The organism is Shewanella dokdonensis, from assembly GCF_018394335.1.
Classification (GTDB): Bacteria; Pseudomonadota; Gammaproteobacteria; order Enterobacterales; family Shewanellaceae; genus Shewanella; species Shewanella dokdonensis.
Window position 1 is genome coordinate 1,726,041 of sequence record NZ_CP074572.1, and the last position, 17,618, is coordinate 1,743,658.

Sequence of the window (17,618 nt, forward strand, 5' to 3'; positions counted from 1 at the left end):
ATTCGGCCATAAATATCACCTACTTAATCAAGGTTTCTTTATGCAGCAAATCGTGGGCTTTTAAACGGCGCAGCACAGGTAACACCAGCAATGCCCCCACCACGGAAAATAATCCACCCTGCAAAAATTTCAGGCCAAAGCGTACTAGCGCCACCTGTTGACTCATGCCGACAAGCAAATCTTCCACCAAGCCTTTAGCTGACCATGCTAAGCAGCCAATCAATGCAACCACAACCAAACGCCAGCGCAGGATCAACAAGGTGCCCAACAGTATCAAGGCCACATCCATGGCTAAGGCTGGGACAAAAAATTTAAGGAAAATCAATGGGCCACCTTTACCTACCCCCAGAATAGTGGCAACGGCCCCCGCCAGTGCACCACAAGCAGTGATGGCTCCCTTACGGCCCACAGAACCATAACAGATCAGATAAAAGAAACTCATCAGTAGCATCGAATGCCCAGACAATCCGAGCTTCAGACGCAACATACTCTTCAACGCCACCAGCAGCGTGGCACAAAAACCAATAAACAGCGCATCCTGCAGTTGAAATCCGCTTTTATCATTTGCAGTGGTCATTGATGACTCCGAGGATCACGCCAGTGAGTGGGTTGCGGATGGCTCCCGAAATGGCGGCTTCTGGCAGCCGTTGCCGTTTGCTGTGCCAGTTTCAACAGTTGCACAAACAATGGGAAAATGACGCAGTAAGCCAATTCATACCAGTTCAGCGGGTTAAGCAGTTGCCGCGGCGCAATGCGTGCACCACGTAACAGCTGCAACTGATAGATATCCCTGAGTTCACTGGTCATATAAGGTAACAGGTTAATGGAGGCTGCAACGACAAACGCCCACTTTTCCGGCATGATCTTGGCTAACACTTCACCAATCCATTGCGGTTTGATAGCAACCGTCAGCCACCACCCGGGTAACAATGCGAGCAACAACCGAGCTACGGCCCATGCTCCTTGATGCAGTTGCTGGCCGCCATGAATAACGGCATACAGCAGTAAAGTAAATCCTAGCTGCAACACTATGTAGCGGAAAATGCCGCTGATATCACCACGACACCACAGCCCGTGCACCAGCAGCAATAAGTTGGCTAACGCCAGATACAATAGCGCCGATTGCGGTGCCAAAAATGCCGCTGACGATAACAGCGTCACCATTAACATTGCTGACGCGGCCAACCATAAACCGGCATCATCATTTACAGGAATTTTAGCTTGCAGCGTCTGCCGCCGTTTAACCCACACGTCGTTTCTCCTGACAAACGTTATTGACCAGCAATTCGCCTTGAACTAATTGCCACTCTTGTGTTGCTGCTAGTGGTAATGAACGATGACAACTAATGATCACACTGCAACCTTCTGCACGCAGGTAATTGATCATCATCCACAACTTATCTAAATGGGCACTGTCGAGACCCGCCAGCGGGTCATCCAGCAATAACAGCGATGGCCGATAACAAACCAAGGATGCCAGCGCCACCAGGTGCTGTTGCCCGTATGACAGAGTATGGGGTGAGCGTTGCGCTAACGGCGTTAACGCCAGTTGCTCTAGCAATTCAGCCGCAAAGGTAGTTGGCAGTCCAAAGCGCCGCAAACTGAAACTCAGCTCTTCTTCAACCGTAGATTCAAACAGTTGCCGATTAGGGCGTTGCATCAACAATCCCAATTGCTGGCCAAACACTCCGGCTTTAGGACGCTGACCAAAAACCTTCATGGGCAATGGATAAACATTGGACTGAATCCCCGCAATCGCTTTTAACAGGCTGCTTTTACCGCTGCCGTTATCGCCTACCAGTGTCACCAATTCGCGGCGCTGCACGGCCAGCGGCTGTGGGCTACTAAAGAGTGTATGAGCCCCCTGATAACGAAACTCAAATGGCTCAGCGGTAAACACAGCTTCTGTTTGCGGACTAAATGCGGTTAATGCCACTTGGTGATCGCAGTGGAATTGTCCGGGTAACAATCTGCCGTTTTGTAATTGCCAGAAGTGATTGGCAACGCCAGCAAAGGCATCAGGATTGTGTTCCGACATCACTACCGCCATTCCCTCGGCCAGCAATCCCCGGATAACCGCCAGCAGTTCATCAACTCCGCTGTTATCCAGTTGCGCCCAGGGTTCATCCAGCAACAGTACCGCCGGCTCACTGACCAGTTGCGCCGCAATCATCAGCCGATATTTCTGCCCGAGCGATAGATTACCAATGGGACTGTCTAACGCCACGAACAAACCCACGCGACGCAACGCTTTTTGCACCCGCGGGATCATCTCATCCCGCGTAACACCGGTATTTTCCAGGGCAAAAGCCACTTCGGCGCCAACAGTTTGCCGCAGCAGTTGTACCTGAGGATCTTGCATCACCAGCCCGCATAACAAACCGAGCCGACGATAGACACCGCCTTCAAATGGTCGGCTTTGCAGGCCAGATAGCAAGCGCAGCAGCGTTGATTTACCGGAGCCTGTCGGGCCGCTGATACAGTGGCAGGATCCCGATTCAATACAAAGGGTCAGATCCCTAAAAATCCACGGTTCCAAGCTGCCGTAGTTAAAGTTGACCCCGTCAAGCTCCAGTAATCTCATACTCAAATCTGCCAATTGATCCCGACAAACACCTCTCTACCTGGCTGTGGCAAGGAATCACTCTGGTAGTAGTTCTCGTCCAGCAGGTTGGTGGCGCGCAGGTAAAGTTCCAGGTTCTTACTCCCCAAAGGTTGGGTCAGATTGACATCCACCAAGGTGTAGTTATCCAGCGAGTATTCGACCGCTGTCTTCACACCATTAACCTTTTGATTTTGGTAATAAACCTGATCCATGATCCGTTCAACACTGAGATGGAAACGAGTTGCCGTGGGTAACTCATAACCTAATTCAAAACGGATCTGATGTTTGGGCCGATAATTCAAGCCGTCATAACGGGTCTTATTCGCGGTTTTGTCTTTGGAGTCCAGATAGCTATAGGCCAGACTCAGACTCAATTTATCGATGCTGTGATTACTCAGCACTGTGTCAAACCCTTGGAAACGGTAGTCGCCAAGATTCTGAGAAATACTGTTGCTATCTTTAGCAATGAAGTTGTCAGTGTCGGTGTGGAACAGGTGGATTTCGAAATCGGTATCCATCCCCAAGCCCTGATTCAGGCCCAGTTCAACAGTCTTAGACACTTCGGTTTGCAAATCTTGGTTACCGGAAGACAAGTCATACAGATCGGACATTGACGGGAAACGTATCTTACGGGCAGCACTCAGCGTCAGCTTGGTGCTGTCAAGCGCCTGCCAGAAACCGGAAGCCATCGCGGAGTAATCATTGTCGGAGTCTTCATCACGATCCATATCGTGATAAGCCGCCCCTAGGGTATAGCCCCAGTGACCATCGGCTTGATACTGGTATTCAGCAGATCCGGTATATACCCATGCTGAATCATCAAAAGAGGCAACCGTGCTGTTGGAACCGCCACCTGAGCCACTGCCAGAACCGCTACCTGAACCACCGCCTGAACCGCTACCAGAACCGCCGCCTGAGCCACTGCCAGAACCGCTACCAGAACCGCCGCCTGATGGTGCAGTATTGTAGCTTTCCGACAGCGCATCCCAGCTTTGCCTTTCTGCAATCACAGAAGTACTCAAAATGCCTGGCTGACCAAAATCGGCAATCAACTGTACGTTGACCCCACGGACTTTCGAGGTTCCATCTTGATATTCACTGACGGTTTTGTAGCTCGCATCGGTATAAACTGTGTTGTAGGTAGCCGCTTCGTTGTAATAGCCGAAACCACGTAATGTCAGTAATTCATTGAACTTATGCGCCATCCCCAACTGGAAGGTCTTGCCATCATAATCATCAACGCGTTCATATTTAATGTTGCTAACACCACTACCATCTCTTGGTGGTTTGCCCCAATCACCGGAACGCAGGGCCATATTGGCGATCAGTTGGGTATCGTCGTTAAACCAGTAACTGCCCTGGGCGTATAGATTGCGCAGCGTCTTATCTGAGTTCAGACGGATCTCGTCGTCCTGTGAGGCAGTAGGCTCATAGTCAGACGACATTTCAAACCCATCGGTTGTCTGATAACTGCCGCTCACAAATCCCTGCCAGTTGACACCTGAGCCGGCGACACTGATATCACCTTTATAAGTGTCGCTACGCCCCGCTTCCAGATGCCCAGACAACGCAGGTGCGCTATTACCTTGTTTTGTGATGATATTGATTACACCACCTGCACCACCGGGGCCATAAAGCACCGAGGTTGGCCCAACCGAAACTTCAATGGTGGCAATTTGACTGGTAGGAATGATACTGGGATCGAACTGACCATCATCAGCGCCGTTAGCTGGCACGCCATTGATCAGCAACATCACATGACGGGTTTTAAAACCCCGAATATCGATGCGTGGGCTGCCTTCCCCCCGTAACGCACATACACACCGGGAACTGTTTTTAACACTTCATCCAGGCTTTGAGCCCCCAAATCCCGGATTTCATCTTCGGTGATAACCCATTGAGTGGTTGAGTTTTTGACGGCACTGCCGCGTTCACCATGAACGACCATGACGTCGTTGATGTTCAACAGTGGGTCACGCACAGTTTCCTGTGCTTGCGCTGCCATGCCATATCCCAAAGCCAACGCGACAACTGAAATTTTAAGCGGTAATCGTGACATTATGATGCCTTATTGGTTGTGAAGTATCGGCTTATTTTCGTGATACTGATTAAAGCCTCAAGAAATCCCAAGCAAAAAACCAACCAAGATCGACAATTTCAGCTATACGGCGAAGCGAGAATGTTGCGGAGTAGACAATATGTCTCACATGTGCGGAGCGTTATGTAATTATGTCCATATCCATCACACGGTAAATAAGCAGGTTCTGATAAAGATCGCGCTGAATTTCACACTGTTGCCGCCCGCAACTTGACAGTATCAGTTCCTGACTTTAGTTTGTGTCGCATAATCCTATCGTCGGCGCAGTACTGTCGAGTCAGGTTGTTGTAGAACCGTTTCGGAGCACCATTTGTCTGTATTATCCCTGTCAAAGGCTGTCAGTTCTCTGAGCGACAGGCTTTCCCGGCTATTTGATCATTCCCAGCCAACAGGCATCCTGCAGCTGGTTGAAGAAGTCGACTTGCCGCCCCTCATGTCATGGCTGGCGGCACAGAACCAATTCCCCAAAATTTATTGGCAGGGACGAGAGCGCCGTGAAGAAGTTGCCGCCGTTGGCTGTTGTCTGGATTTACAATTCGTCGACGCCATTGATGACAGCAAATTACAGCAGATATACCAACAACAGCGCCAGCAACCGCACGGTGCCGATGTGCGCTTTTATGGTGGGTTAGCCTTTGACCGGACACGGCAATCTTGGCCAGAGTTTGGCCGTGCACGTTTTTTGATCCCCAGAGTTGAACTCAGACGTAACCAAGATCGCGGTCAGTTGCTGGTCAACCTGAATCTTAATGAACAGTCATTAGCACAACAGATCCAGCAAGCTCAAGCGGTACTGGCGCAATTGTGTCCAGCACAACCCTTGCTGCCACCGCAAAAAACCGAGGTACTCAACCGGGTCGATATCCCAGATTTCCAGCGCTGGTCGCAATTGGTTACCGAAGTGACCTCGCCGGCATTCAATCGCCACACTCCCAAAGTGGTGCTGTCGCGCCAGAGCAAACTGCAAGTTGCGCAAACGCCAGATCCTTGGACGGTGCTGGCTGGCTGGCAAGGGCGCAATCCAACCAGTTTCCAGTTTGGGTTTCAGTTCAGCCCAGAGCATAGTTTTATCTCCTGCACCCCTGAGCGCTTATACCGCCGTCAGCAAGACGAGCTGGTTACAGAAGCGCTGGCGGGCACGACCGTGCGTGGACTCACTCCCGATGAGGATGAACGGCTAGCGCGGCAACTGCTTGATGATCACAAAAACAGCCATGAAAACCAGTTTGTCGGCACGCATATCGTGTCGGAACTGACGCCACTGAGTGATCAGGTTAATGCAGATGAGCCGCTGAAAGTTTTTAAACTCAATCATATTCAGCATTTGCATCGGGTGATCAAGGCTCGGCTACGCCAAGATGTCAGTGACTTCCAGTTACTGCAATCATTACATCCAACCCCTGCCGTGGGTGGTTTTCCCAAAGAAGCCGCGCTGCGTTATATCGCCGCCAATGAAGGATATAACCGTGGCTGGTATGCTGGCACCTGTGGTTTTCTCAGCTCGCAGCTGAGTGAATTTGCCGTAGCTATCCGCAGCGCCTTGCTGGAACCAGGTTGCATCAACCTGTTTGCTGGCGCGGGTATTCTGACCGGCTCAGATCCGTTACTGGAATGGCAAGAGTTGGAAAATAAACTTGCCACCATCATGTCGATTCTGGTGGATTTCTAGCAACGCTTGTAATCTGCACTTAGCTGTCTATAATGTGCGCCGCCCGGTAGTCGGGCAGCGGGTTCCCTCACCCCGCTTAACCAACCAAAAAGGTCACAAGATGCTTTTATTAACCCCGGCGCAGGTGAAACGCGCACTATGGCTGCTCGTCAGCTTTCACATTTTAATCATCAGTGCCAGTAATTATCTGGTGCAACTGCCCTTTCAGATCTTCGGTCTCCATACCACTTGGGGCGCATTCAGTTTTCCGTTTGTCTACCTCGCCACCGATCTAACGGTGCGTATTTTTGGCCAGCAATCGGCCAGACGCATCATCTTTATGGCAATGCTACCTGCGCTGCTGGTGTCTTACGTTATCGGGGTGATATTTCATGATGGACACTTTCAGGGAATAGCCGCGCTAAGCCAAGGTAACGATGTGGTATCGCGCATTGCGTTTGCCAGTTTTGCCGCCTATTTGCTAGGCCAATTGATGGATATTAAAGTCTTCGCCACTATCCGGGCGAAATGTGCCTGGTGGGTTGCGCCATCGGCTTCAACGCTATTTGGCAATCTGATCGATACGCTGGTGTTTTTCAGCGTGGCATTTTACGCCTCCAGCAATGACTTTATGGCAACTCATTGGCCAGAAATCGCCAGCGTCGATTACAGCTTTAAGCTGCTCATCAGCTTTGCACTCTTTTTGCCTGCGTATGGTGTACTACTGCGTTTGTTACAGGATTGGATACTAGATACTGGCTCCCGCACACAGTTTTCTTGAGTTAACGAGAAGCACTTATCTGTACTGATAATGGATTTGAAAGCTGGCCCAAACAGCATGGCACCACAGAGGTATATTGGAAGAAACAGGGCATCCGTCGATGCCCTCAGTATTACACTAAAACCTCTTTAATTTTGTTGCCCCAGACACTCGATTCGACACTAGCACAAACATACTCATGCGCTTTGCACTTGTTCTGCTTCACATCATCAAAATGCACGAAGTCAGGTTTCTCCAATAACTCATCTGCCTTATAGCGGAACAGCACCTGATAAACAAAATCAATGAAAATAATATACTTGCGTGGCAGATAGGCCCGTTTGGGGAATGAAACACACAGCACATTGTGCTCCATCGGAAAATCTTCCAGTAACGGCACCAACTCGCCGTTCTGTATTGCCTCTTCCACAATCATCGGCGGTAAGGCGGCAATCCCCATTCCCGCAATAGCCACTTCACGGGCTAAGGTAATATTGTTCACCCGAAACTGGATTTTAGGCGTAATCGTTTGCCACTGCTGACCATCAAAAATGCGGATATAGCTGTCGGTAGGTACTTTTGCCAGCGAAGTATAGAGATCGATATATTTATGCTGCCATAAATCATCGGTGCGCTGCGGATGACCAAAACGCTCCAAATAGGCCGGACTCGCCACCAGTGTAGTTGAAGTATTGAACAGTTTATAGGTCTGCAATCTTGGGTCATCCAGCAGCCCGACATGGAACAGAATATCCACGCCTTCCTCAATCAGGTCGACATTGCGATTGCTCAGTTCTGTATCAATACGGATATCTGGATAAGACTCTAGAAAGCAGGCAAACACTGGCCCCATGAACAGTTGTCCCATCTCAAATGGACAAACAACATGGAGATTTCCTTTAACGCGCTGTTGACTGGCACTTAATTGTGCTTCAGCATTCTCTAAGTCCAACAAAATTTTAGTAATTTTGTTGTAATATTCGGCACCAGCTTCTGTCAGTCGCAATGCGCGGGTAGTACGGAACAACAGTTGTACCCCGGTTTGCTTCTCCAATTCCGCCACTTTCCGGCTAACGGTAGTTTTGGTCAGGCCCAATGCCTTAGCAGCACCGGTGAAGCTTCCTTGTTCCACCACTTGGGCAAAAATTTGTACCCGATTTAGATCCATTTATTGTTTCGCCTATGCAACAGTGAGTGAATTATTAAATGACTAATAAATTTTTTGGCACAGTTGTAGAATAACCTGCCTTAAGGTGGCAAGTCAGCCCCTTTTTTGGCTCGAACCAGTATTTATGTAGCACTTTAGTAGTAAAGCTGACAGGCGTGATGGGCAAGGATGAGAAAAAGCCGTGTAATTTTGGGATAATGAATCCTTCACAACAGAAAACCAGGATTGTTGCCACTTTAACTAGGGTAACAAACTGACACTTTAATGAAATTTTACCATTTAAAATTTTCCCTTTTATTCGCACTTGTTAATAATGGTTGCCTATGGACTGATACAGACAACCATGGAATGCAATTGCCAGTATCAGGATGCAGGATGACCAACCAGTCTTCCGGACAAGTCGATTATTGATAGGAGTTCTCATGCGGCAGATATTAAAAGTTGCCTCAGTTGTAAGCATGGCGTTATGGATTAGCGCCTGCGGTGCGGAAAAGGAACAAGCTCAAGGACAACAGACGGCACCGGCCATGGAAGTGGGAATTATTCCTGTCAAAAGTGTGACTCAGGAACTAACCACTATCTTGCCAGGGCGCAGCAAAGCATACCAGGAAGCCGAAGTACGGCCACAGGTAAGCGGTATTATCCTTAAACTCAGTTTTAACGAAGGTGGTTATGTGAAACAGGGGCAATCTTTATATCAGATTGATCCCGCTACCTATAAAGCTACAGTGCGAAGCGCTGAAGCGGATCTTGCAAACGCCAAGGCCAGCCTTGCCTCAACAACCGCTACTTATCAGCGTTACCAGAAACTGCTGAAAACCGACTTTGTCAGTAAAGAAGATTTTGATACTGCCGAAGCCGCTTATAAGCAGTCAAAGGCAGCGGTACTGGTGGCTGAGGCGGCATTGAACACCGCCAAGATTAATCTGGACTATACCGAAGTACGCGCGCCAATTTCTGGCCGGGTTGGTAAATCCACCGTAACCCCTGGTGCGCTGGTAACAGCCAACCAGACCACCGCGTTAGCCACTATCCAGCAACTGGATCCGATTAAAGTGGATATCGTACAGTCCAGCACCCAGATGTTGCAGCTAAAAGCTAGCCTGAAAGCTGGCAAGCTTAAAGCAACGGACAATGCCGCCGTCAAATTGATGTTGGAAGATGGCAGCGAATACAACCATGAAGGCACACTGAAATTCTCTGAAGTAAGTGTTGATGAAGCGACAGGTTCTGTAACGATGCGGGCAGAGTTCCCGAATCCAGAAGGTTTATTGCTGCCGGGGATGTATGTTCGAGCAATGTTGAATACTGGGATTGATCCTGAAGCGATTTTGGTACCGCAAAAAGCCATCTCCCGCAATACCAAAGGGCAGGCTGTGGCTATGGTAGTTAACCCGCAAAATCAGGTGGAACCGCGCATTGTTACAACGGCCGAGGTTATAGGCAACCAATGGCGTATCACTAGCGGTCTGAAAGCTGGCGACAAACTCATTGTCGAAGGACTGCAAAAGATCCGTCCAGGAGCACCGGTAACACCGAAAGAGATTTCAAACCAGCAATAACAGGGCGGAACTTATGGCACGTTTCTTTATCGATCGCCCCATCTTTGCTTGGGTGATCGCAATACTATTAATGTTAGCTGGGGTGCTGGCGATCAGGTCATTACCTGTCGCGCAATACCCAAAAATTGCCCCACCAACTGTGGTAATTTCAGCGAATTATCCTGGTGCGTCTGCCAAGACAGTGGAAGATTCGGTGACACAGATTGTCGAACAGAGCATGACTGGTCTTGACCACATGCGTTATATCACCTCAACCAGTGATAGTTTCGGTAATGCGCAGATCACCATCACCTTCAATGCAGAAGCCGACCCAGATATCGCGCAGGTGCAAGTACAGAACAAGCTGCAAACAGCAATGACGCTGCTGCCGCAAGAAGTACAGGCACAAGGGGTACGAGTTAATAAATCCACTTCCGGCTTCCTGATGGTGGTGGGCTTTATTTCCAGCGATGGCTCGATGAACAAAGCAGATATTGCCGACTTTATCGGTTCAACCATCAAGGATCCACTGAGCCGTGTGCCAGGTGTGGGTGAAACCACACTGTTTGGGGCACAGTACGCGATGCGTATATGGCTCGACCCAATGAAGCTGACACAATATAACCTGACCACTACCGATGTTGTGGCCGCTATCCAATCGCAAAATGCGCAGGTAGCAGCCGGTCAGTTTGGTGGAGCCCCGGCAGTGAAAGGGCAAGAGCTTAACGCCACTATTACTGCACAAAGCCGACTGCAGACACCGGAACAGTTCCGTAAGATCATTCTTAAGTCCAACAGTGCGGGCGCTAACGTTTATCTGTCGGATGTTGCTCGCGTGGAACTCGGCGCGCAAAGCTACAATATTTCTTCACTGTACAACGGTCAGCCCGCCAGTGGTTTGGCCATCGCGCTAGCAACCGGTGCTAACGCCTTGGACACTGCCGAAGCGGTACGCGCAAAATTAGATGAACTGCGGCCCACCTTTCCGGAAGGTCTAAAGATTATCTATCCATATGACACCACCCCGTTTGTGGAAAAATCCATTGAAGGTGTGGTGCATACCCTGCTGGAAGCCATTGTACTGGTGTTTGTCATCATGTACCTGTTCTTGCAGAATTTCCGCGCAACCTTGATCCCAACTATCGCCGTTCCGGTAGTGTTGTTGGGTACCTTTGCGGTGTTATCTTTTGCTGGTTACAGTATCAATACCTTGACGATGTTCGCCATGGTGCTCGCTATCGGGTTATTGGTGGACGATGCCATTGTGGTGGTGGAAAACGTCGAACGTGTGATGGCTGAAGAAGGCCTTAGTCCTAAAGAAGCCACCAAGAAGTCGATGGGGCAAATTACCGGCGCATTGATCGGTATCGGGGCAACGCTGTCAGCGGTATTTGTGCCTATGGCCTTCATGTCTGGTTCTACCGGGGTTATTTATCGGCAGTTCTCTATTACCATTGTTTCGGCAATGGCACTGTCTGTTATCGTGGCAATTGTGCTGACACCAGCACTGTGTGCCACTATGTTAAAACCGATCCATAAAGGCGAAGTTCACGAGAAAAGCGGGTTCTTCGGCTGGTTTAACCGTGGATTTGAACGGTTTACCTCAGGTTACGAGTCATCGGTATCTAAGCTCATCAAACGTTCATTCCGTATGATGATCATCTACGCCGCACTGGTTGGGGTGGTCGCTTGGATGTTTACCCGTATGCCAACAGCATTCTTGCCTGATGAAGATCAGGGGATGTTATTGTCATTGGCAATCCTGCCGCCTAACTCATCACAGGAAAGTACTGAGAACGTTCTGAAAAAGTTTCGGAACATTTCCAGAAAGAACCTGGCGTTAAGTCAGCGTTTACCGTAGCTGGGTTTAGTTTCGCCGGTCAGGGTCAAAACATGGGGATGGTGTTCGTTAACCTGAAAGACTGGTCTGAACGTACCGCACCAGGCTCAGATGTGCAGTCAATTGCTGGCAGAGCCATGGGCGCTTTCTCGCAGTTTAAAGAAGCGATGGTGTTTGCGTTTGTACCACCAGCGGTTATCGAACTGGGGACGGCCAACGGTTTTGACCTGTACCTACAGGATCTAACAGGTCAAGGGCATGAGAAACTGATCCAAGCCCGTAACCAACTGCTAGGTATGGCGGCACAAAATCCGAAGCTGATGGCGGTTCGACCCAATGGGCAGGAAGATGCCCCTATGTATAAGTTGGATGTTGATTACGAAAAACTCAAAGCGCTTGGCGTAGAGATAAGTACCGTCAACAGCACGCTGGCGACCGCATGGGGTAGTTCATACGTTAACGACTTTATTGATCGTGGCCGTGTGAAAAAGTCTATGTCCAGGGCGAAGCCAAATATCGTATGCAGCCTGATGATTTGGACAAATGGTATGTGCGCAACAATACCGGTGATATGGTGCCGTTTTCTGCCTTTGCCAAAGGGTATTGGGAATATGGTTCTCCACGTCTAGAACGTTTCAACGGTTTGTCTGCGGTGAACATTCAAGGCTCTGCCGCTCCGGGTTACAGTACTGGGGAAGCAATGGATGCTATGCAACAATTGGCTAAACAGCTTCCGCCTGGATTCGGTTTGTCTTGGAACGGTATCTCCTATGAAGAACGGCTATCTGGCAACCAGGCTCCTGGGTTGTATGCCCTGTCGCTGCTGGTAGTCTTCTTGGTATTGGCGGCATTGTATGAAAGCTGGTCAGTGCCAATTGCGGTTATTCTGGTGGTGCCACTAGGGGTTATCGGCGCACTGTTAGCGATGAATGGCCGTGGTCTGTCCAACGACGTATTCTTCCAAGTGGGTCTGCTGACAACCGTGGGGCTGGCAACCAAAAATGCCATCCTGATTGTAGAATTCGCGAAAGAGTTCTATGAGAAAGGCTCAGGTCTTGTCGAAGCAACCCTGCATGCGGTAAGAGTGAGGATCAGGCCAATTCTGATGACATCACTGGCCTTTGGTCTTGGGGTAGTCCCACTGACAGTAAGTACTGGCGCTGGTTCTGGTAGCCAACATGCTATTGGTACTGGGGTATTAGGTGGCATGATGAGTTCTACCTTCTTGGGGATCTTCTTTATCCCAGTATTCTTTGTGGTGGTTGAGCGCTTGTTCAGCAAGCGTGAAAAAGGCAGCAACGAAGAATAAACAACGCTTACCTGCTAGAAAGCCGCTCAATGAGCGGCTTTTTTATTCTCTAACGTTAACATTTAATACTGGAGCAATACGCAGTCTGACCAACTTAGTGATTGGGAATAAACACCAAAAAGCCATGATAGGCAGTTAAAAATCTACGGAGATGGGGAGACAGCAGCAGGGGTGAAAAACAGGCAAAAAAAAGACCCGGAGAGGGGTCTGAAAAGGCAAACTATGAACTAATCGCTTTCGCCTAAACCATGTACAGGTTTAATTTAACCACATGACACTGAATAAAAGCTGAACAATACCCCCGGTATTTGCCAACTATTGCGACAATAAGCCACCCGGCTACTGTTTTTCATCATTAACTCACTTAGTTTGCAGCGTATTATTGAGTTTTGCCTATGTAACAAGAGTAAACCCGCCTAAAAAATCTTATTAATAACTTTTATTATCAATTAGTTAAATTTTTAAAAAGTTGCACTTAGTGAATTTTTACTACTTATTTAAACGATGAAAACGAAATGTTAATTTTTTAATATTATTGAGCAGTTAATCGAGTATTTCACTCAAGATAATTGTAAATATGCTTGTGAATTAACCAGTAACAACATCGGTTAAATATCATAGTGAAATACATCTATGTAACATTTGCTATGATGAAAGGCGAAGTAAAACACAGGAGATAAGATTGAGGCAGATATTATTGGCAGTCCTGTTGCTGACAAGTTTGGCTGGCATGACGGCAGAACCCGCCAAGCGTAAAATTATTGCCCATTACTCACCTCAAGGCACCAGCCAGCAAGCCAAGCAGGAAAAGGTCTATCGCTCTGATAATAATGGCGTTGTCTTGTTCAGTGATCTGATACCGCCGCAGGACAACTATGAAGTATTATTGTTCGACTGCTATGCTTGCAACCCGCACTCCACTATCGACTGGCACAAAACCCCTTTATTTCGCGCTGACTATCAAAGCGAAATCACCAAAGCAGCCAAAGACTATCAACTGGATCCAGCATTGATCCGCGCGGTGATCCATGCGGAGTCGGCATTTAATGCCTCAGCACAATCCCGCACCGGCGCAAAAGGGCTGATGCAACTGATGCCACAAACGGCTAATGAGTTAGGGGTTAGAGATGCGTTTTCAGCGGCACAAAATATTGATGCGGGCAGCCGTTATCTGGCCAAAATGCTACAACGATTTGGTGGCAACATCACCTTGGCATGTGCCGCCTATAATGCGGGCGCCACCACAGTCAACAACTTCCAAGGCGTACCACCTTATCCAGAAACCCAGGCATATGTTGAACGTGTGGGAATTTTGCTGCAACGCTACCGCACACTGTAAATTACTCGCCGACTTCCCACTCGACCCGATAGCTGCCGCCTGGCTGTTGCAGGATCGGTTGCAGCGTTGCCAGCATCTCTTTGGCAATCTCATCCAATTGCCACGGCGGATTAATGACCCATAATCCGGCGGCCGTCATACCAAACTCGTTGTTATCGGGCCTGATACTTTGCTCAATGCGTAACTGCCGCCGTATGCCACTGTCTTTGAGACGGCTGAGCATAGCCTCTGTCTGCTGCCGCTGCACCACCGGATACCACAACAGATAAACGCCGGTGGCAAATTTGCGATAGGCTTTTATCAGTGTTTCAGCAACCAGTTCATAATCCGTTTTAATCTCATAACTGGGATCAATCAGTACCAATCCCCGGCGCTCTTTGGGTGGCAAGGCCGCAATCAACCCCTTAAGACCATCACCTTCGACGATTTTTACCTGCGAATCTTGACCAAAATATTCCGACAATAACTGTTGATCCGAAGGATGCAGTTCATGCAGCAACATGCGATCCTGTGGCCGTAAATTCATATCAACCAATGCCGGAGAGCCAGGATAAAACCCCAGCGCTTGGTTGTTTTCGTTAAAATGACGGATATTGTCCAGATACTGTTGCAGGCTGTCTGGTAACGAGTTTTGAGCCCATAGACGCGCCACGCCATCCCGATACTCTCCCGTCTTCTCAGCAAACTCATCATTGAGGCTATAACCACCAGCACCGGCATGCGTGTCGATATACACCAGACCTTTATCTTTTTTCTGCAACAACGTCAGTGCCTGCAACAACACTGCATGTTTCAGCACATCGGCATAGTTGCCCGCATGATAGCCGTGACGATAACTGAGCATAGTAACTTCCAACCTAAGACATAAGCGCGGCATTATAAGATTCATTCACTGAAAAAGCACCTTGGCAGCAGTTTCTACCCAGCACAGGCTTTGGCATAATGCGGCTAACCATACTGCCGTCGAGAAGTTATTTGAAAACGCCTGTTACCCCGGTCTATTTCGATCAGAACCAAGCACAACTTGGCAAATTACTGGCACCCTATCCATTGCAATTTGACCCCAATGCCCCATTTGCAATGGCATTAATAGACGGAAAGCTCAATCTGTTAAAACGCGATGAACCCAAGCTCGGTGGTGTACATGTTGATTTTACCAGTGGTGCGGTGGCTCATCGGCGTAGATTTGGTGGCGGTCGCGGCCAAGAAATTGCCAAGGCCGCTGGCTTAAAACAGGGGGCGACACCAAATGTCCTCGACAGCACTGCCGGACTAGGCCGGGACGCATTTGTCTTGGCCAGCCTTGGCTGTCGCGTATGGCTGATTGAACGTCATCCGGTAGTCGCTGCCCTGTTGGCCGATGGTTTAGCCCGCGCCTACGCCGATGCAGAGATTGGCAACTGGATGCAGCAACGCATGCAGTTACTGCCTTGGGGCACCGAATTGACGAACCTTAACCCACAACAACTGCCCATTGATGTGGTCTATCTCGATCCCATGTATCCCCATCGTGATAACAGCGCCCAGGTCAAGAAAGAGATGCGCGTGTTTCAGCATCTGGTCGGTGCCGATAACGATGCGGCCAAACTGCTGCAACCAGCGTTAGCACTGGCGAGCAAACGTGTAGTGGTAAAACGACCAGATTATGCGGAGGCGCTGGATAACACCCCACCGACCTTAGTGATTGCGATGAAAAAAATCGCTTTGATGTCTACCTAAAAGTGCCCCACAGCAAATAATGAGTTAGTGCGATCTAATATTCACGTTGCAAGATCTATCTGTTACGCAATATACTATACCCCAGTATAGGACTTGGAGATCAAAATGCCCAATAGCCTAGAGGATAAAAAGCGCGTTTTAGCGCGAGTACGCAGGATCAAAGGACAATGCGAAGCATTAGAACGAGGCCTGGAATCAGGTGCGACTTGTGCGTCGATATTGCAACAGATTGCTGCTACCCGAGGAGCCATTAATGGATTAATGGCCGAAGTGCTTGAAACTCACATTCGTGAAGAATTTAGCCCTCCAGAGGATGGAGAAAAAATTAAAGAGTTGCTTGTACTTGTGCGCAGCTATCTGAAATAGCTCTTCATCTGCAAAACATCTCGTTTGTTGAAAACAAGCTAACCATGAGGAAATTATTTATGAAATCACGTGCAGCCGTAGCCTTTGCTCCCGGTAAGCCACTGGAAATTGTTGAGATAGATGTCGCTCCACCTAAAAAAGGTGAAGTACTGATCAAAATCACGGATACCGGCGTATGTCATACCGATGCCTTTACTCTTTCAGGTGATGATCCTGAAGGCGTTTTTCCTGTGGTATTAGGCCATGAAGGTGCTGGTGTTGTTGTTGAAGTTGGTGAAGGCGTGACATCCGTAAAACCGGGTGATCATGTGATCCCACTATATACCGCTGAGTGTGGTGAATGCGAATTCTGTAAGTCAGGCAAAACTAACCTGTGTGTAGCCGTTCGCGCTACTCAAGGAAAAGGGTTGATGCCTGATGGGACTACCCGCTTCTCATACAAGGGGCAACCCCTGTATCACTACATGGGATGTTCAACTTTTTCTGAATATACCGTCGTTGCTGAAGTTTCGCTTGCCAAAATCAACCCTAAAGCAAATCACGAACACGTCTGCTTGCTAGGTTGTGGGGTGACTACTGGGATTGGTGCAGTACACAACACCGCAAAAGTGCAAGAAGGCGACTCAGTTGCTGTATTTGGCTTAGGTGGGATTGGTCTGGCCGTGATCCAAGGGGCTCGTCAAGCCAAGGCTGGACGGATTATCGCCATCGATACTAACCCAGCCAAATTTGAATTGGCCAAAAATTCGGTGCGACCGACTGCGTTAATCCTAAGGATCATGAAAAACCAATCCAGCAAGTCATCATTGATATGACCGGTTGGGGAGTTGATCACTCTTTCGAATGTATCGGTAACGTCAATGTCATGCGTGCAGCACTGGAATGTGCTCACCGCGGTTGGGGCCAATCCGTCATTATCGGTGTAGCTGGCGCTGGGAAAGAGATCTCTACTCGCCCATTCCAGTTAGTCACTGGTCGTCGTTGGTTGGGTTCTGCATTCGGTGGCGTTAAAGGCCGTACTCAGTTGCCAGGCATGGTAGAAGATGCCATGAAAGGTGACATCGACCTGGCACCATTCGTGACCCATACCATGGGGCTCGAACAAATCAATGATGCCTTTGAGTTAATGCACGAAGGCAAATCTATCCGTTCAGTCATCAAGTTCTGAACCAGGAAAGGGACAGACGTGGCAGGCGACCTGCCGCGTCCACGTTCACTAAGTAAT

The 17,618-nt window shown here is 48.9% G+C and carries 12 protein-coding genes and 3 pseudogenes; 8 read left to right on the forward strand and 7 right to left on the reverse strand.

The window, feature by feature from the left end:
* Positions 1-19: 19 nt before the first annotated feature.
* The 5 genes from KHX94_RS08310 to KHX94_RS21445 are packed head-to-tail and all read right to left on the reverse strand — an operon-like array spanning position 20 to position 4,664.
* Complete coding sequence (locus KHX94_RS08310; protein WP_213683045.1) at positions 20-577, reverse strand: core component of ECF transporter; 558 nt, start codon at positions 575-577, stop codon at positions 20-22.
* Positions 574-1,251, reverse strand: a complete 678-nt coding sequence (locus KHX94_RS08315; protein ID WP_244859379.1) for an energy-coupling factor transporter transmembrane component T — start codon at positions 1,249-1,251, stop codon at positions 574-576. Before KHX94_RS08315 ends, KHX94_RS08310 begins: the two co-directional genes overlap by 4 nt.
* Positions 1,241-2,584, reverse strand: coding sequence for an ATP-binding cassette domain-containing protein (locus tag KHX94_RS08320; protein WP_213683046.1), 1,344 nt, complete (start codon positions 2,582-2,584; stop codon positions 1,241-1,243). The genes KHX94_RS08315 and KHX94_RS08320 overlap by 11 nt, the downstream gene beginning before the upstream one ends.
* A 2-nt stretch (positions 2,585-2,586) precedes the next feature.
* Positions 2,587-4,359, reverse strand: a complete 1,773-nt coding sequence (locus KHX94_RS08325; RefSeq protein ID WP_342345818.1) for a TonB-dependent receptor — start codon at positions 4,357-4,359, stop codon at positions 2,587-2,589.
* Complete coding sequence (locus tag KHX94_RS21445; protein WP_342345819.1) at positions 4,359-4,664, reverse strand: TonB-dependent receptor plug domain-containing protein; 306 nt, start codon at positions 4,662-4,664, stop codon at positions 4,359-4,361. The genes KHX94_RS08325 and KHX94_RS21445 overlap by 1 nt, the downstream gene beginning before the upstream one ends.
* A gap of 349 nt (positions 4,665-5,013) precedes the next feature.
* On the opposite strand from KHX94_RS21445, the gene KHX94_RS08330 reads away from it, so the two are divergent.
* Entirely contained in the window at positions 5,014-6,372 is a 1,359-nt protein-coding gene (locus KHX94_RS08330; protein WP_213683047.1) for an isochorismate synthase, read from the forward strand.
* A gap of 100 nt (positions 6,373-6,472) precedes the next feature.
* Positions 6,473-7,132: a 7-cyano-7-deazaguanine/7-aminomethyl-7-deazaguanine transporter gene (locus tag KHX94_RS08335; RefSeq protein WP_213683048.1), complete on the forward strand. Its 660-nt coding sequence runs from the start codon at positions 6,473-6,475 to the stop codon at positions 7,130-7,132.
* 112 nt (positions 7,133-7,244) lie between these two features.
* On the opposite strand, the gene KHX94_RS08340 is transcribed toward KHX94_RS08335, so the two are convergent.
* Positions 7,245-8,279, reverse strand: coding sequence for a LysR family transcriptional regulator (locus tag KHX94_RS08340; protein ID WP_213683049.1), 1,035 nt, complete (start codon positions 8,277-8,279; stop codon positions 7,245-7,247).
* Between the two features lie 422 nt (positions 8,280-8,701).
* Here KHX94_RS08340 and KHX94_RS08345 point away from each other — a divergent pair, with 422 nt between their 5' ends.
* The 3 genes and pseudogenes from KHX94_RS08345 (at position 8,702) to KHX94_RS08355 (ending at position 14,308) form a co-directional block, all read left to right on the forward strand.
* Positions 8,702-9,841: an efflux RND transporter periplasmic adaptor subunit gene (locus KHX94_RS08345; protein WP_213683050.1), complete on the forward strand. Its 1,140-nt coding sequence runs from the start codon at positions 8,702-8,704 to the stop codon at positions 9,839-9,841.
* A 13-nt stretch (positions 9,842-9,854) separates the two neighbouring features.
* A pseudogene (locus tag KHX94_RS08350) lies at positions 9,855-12,969 on the forward strand (efflux RND transporter permease subunit).
* 682 nt (positions 12,970-13,651) lie between these two features.
* Complete coding sequence (locus KHX94_RS08355) at positions 13,652-14,308, forward strand: lytic transglycosylase domain-containing protein (protein WP_244859380.1); 657 nt, start codon at positions 13,652-13,654, stop codon at positions 14,306-14,308.
* Between the two features lies 1 nt (position 14,309).
* On the opposite strand, the gene KHX94_RS08360 is transcribed toward KHX94_RS08355, so the two are convergent.
* Positions 14,310-15,152, reverse strand: coding sequence for a 23S rRNA (adenine(2030)-N(6))-methyltransferase RlmJ (locus tag KHX94_RS08360; RefSeq protein WP_213683051.1), 843 nt, complete (start codon positions 15,150-15,152; stop codon positions 14,310-14,312).
* A gap of 98 nt (positions 15,153-15,250) precedes the next feature.
* Here KHX94_RS08360 and KHX94_RS08365 point away from each other — a divergent pair.
* The 3 genes and pseudogenes from KHX94_RS08365 to KHX94_RS08375 all read left to right on the forward strand — a co-directional run bounded on the left by KHX94_RS08365 (position 15,251) and on the right by KHX94_RS08375 (position 17,561).
* Positions 15,251-16,047, forward strand: a pseudogene (locus KHX94_RS08365) (class I SAM-dependent methyltransferase).
* An 85-nt stretch (positions 16,048-16,132) separates the two neighbouring features.
* Positions 16,133-16,393: a metal/formaldehyde-sensitive transcriptional repressor gene (locus tag KHX94_RS08370; protein ID WP_213683052.1), complete on the forward strand. Its 261-nt coding sequence runs from the start codon at positions 16,133-16,135 to the stop codon at positions 16,391-16,393.
* A 59-nt stretch (positions 16,394-16,452) separates the two neighbouring features.
* Positions 16,453-17,561, forward strand: a pseudogene (locus KHX94_RS08375) (S-(hydroxymethyl)glutathione dehydrogenase/class III alcohol dehydrogenase).
* Positions 17,562-17,618: the final 57 nt, after the last annotated feature.

Coding starts and splice junctions, on each gene's coding strand:
- KHX94_RS08360 (WP_213683051.1), bottom strand. CDS start 15,152: ATGCTCAGTTATCGTCACGGCTATCATGCGGGCAACTATGCCGATGTG.
- KHX94_RS08325 (WP_342345818.1), bottom strand. CDS start 4,359: ATGTTGCTGATCAATGGCGTGCCAGCTAACGGCGCTGATGATGGTCAG.
- KHX94_RS08345 (WP_213683050.1), top strand. CDS start 8,702: ATGCGGCAGATATTAAAAGTTGCCTCAGTTGTAAGCATGGCGTTATGG.
- KHX94_RS08335 (WP_213683048.1), top strand. CDS start 6,473: ATGCTTTTATTAACCCCGGCGCAGGTGAAACGCGCACTATGGCTGCTC.
- KHX94_RS21445 (WP_342345819.1), bottom strand. CDS start 4,664: ATGTCACGATTACCGCTTAAAATTTCAGTTGTCGCGTTGGCTTTGGGA.
- KHX94_RS08320 (WP_213683046.1), bottom strand. CDS start 2,584: ATGAGATTACTGGAGCTTGACGGGGTCAACTTTAACTACGGCAGCTTG.
- KHX94_RS08370 (WP_213683052.1), top strand. CDS start 16,133: ATGCCCAATAGCCTAGAGGATAAAAAGCGCGTTTTAGCGCGAGTACGC.
- KHX94_RS08340 (WP_213683049.1), bottom strand. CDS start 8,279: ATGGATCTAAATCGGGTACAAATTTTTGCCCAAGTGGTGGAACAAGGA.
- KHX94_RS08310 (WP_213683045.1), bottom strand. CDS start 577: ATGACCACTGCAAATGATAAAAGCGGATTTCAACTGCAGGATGCGCTG.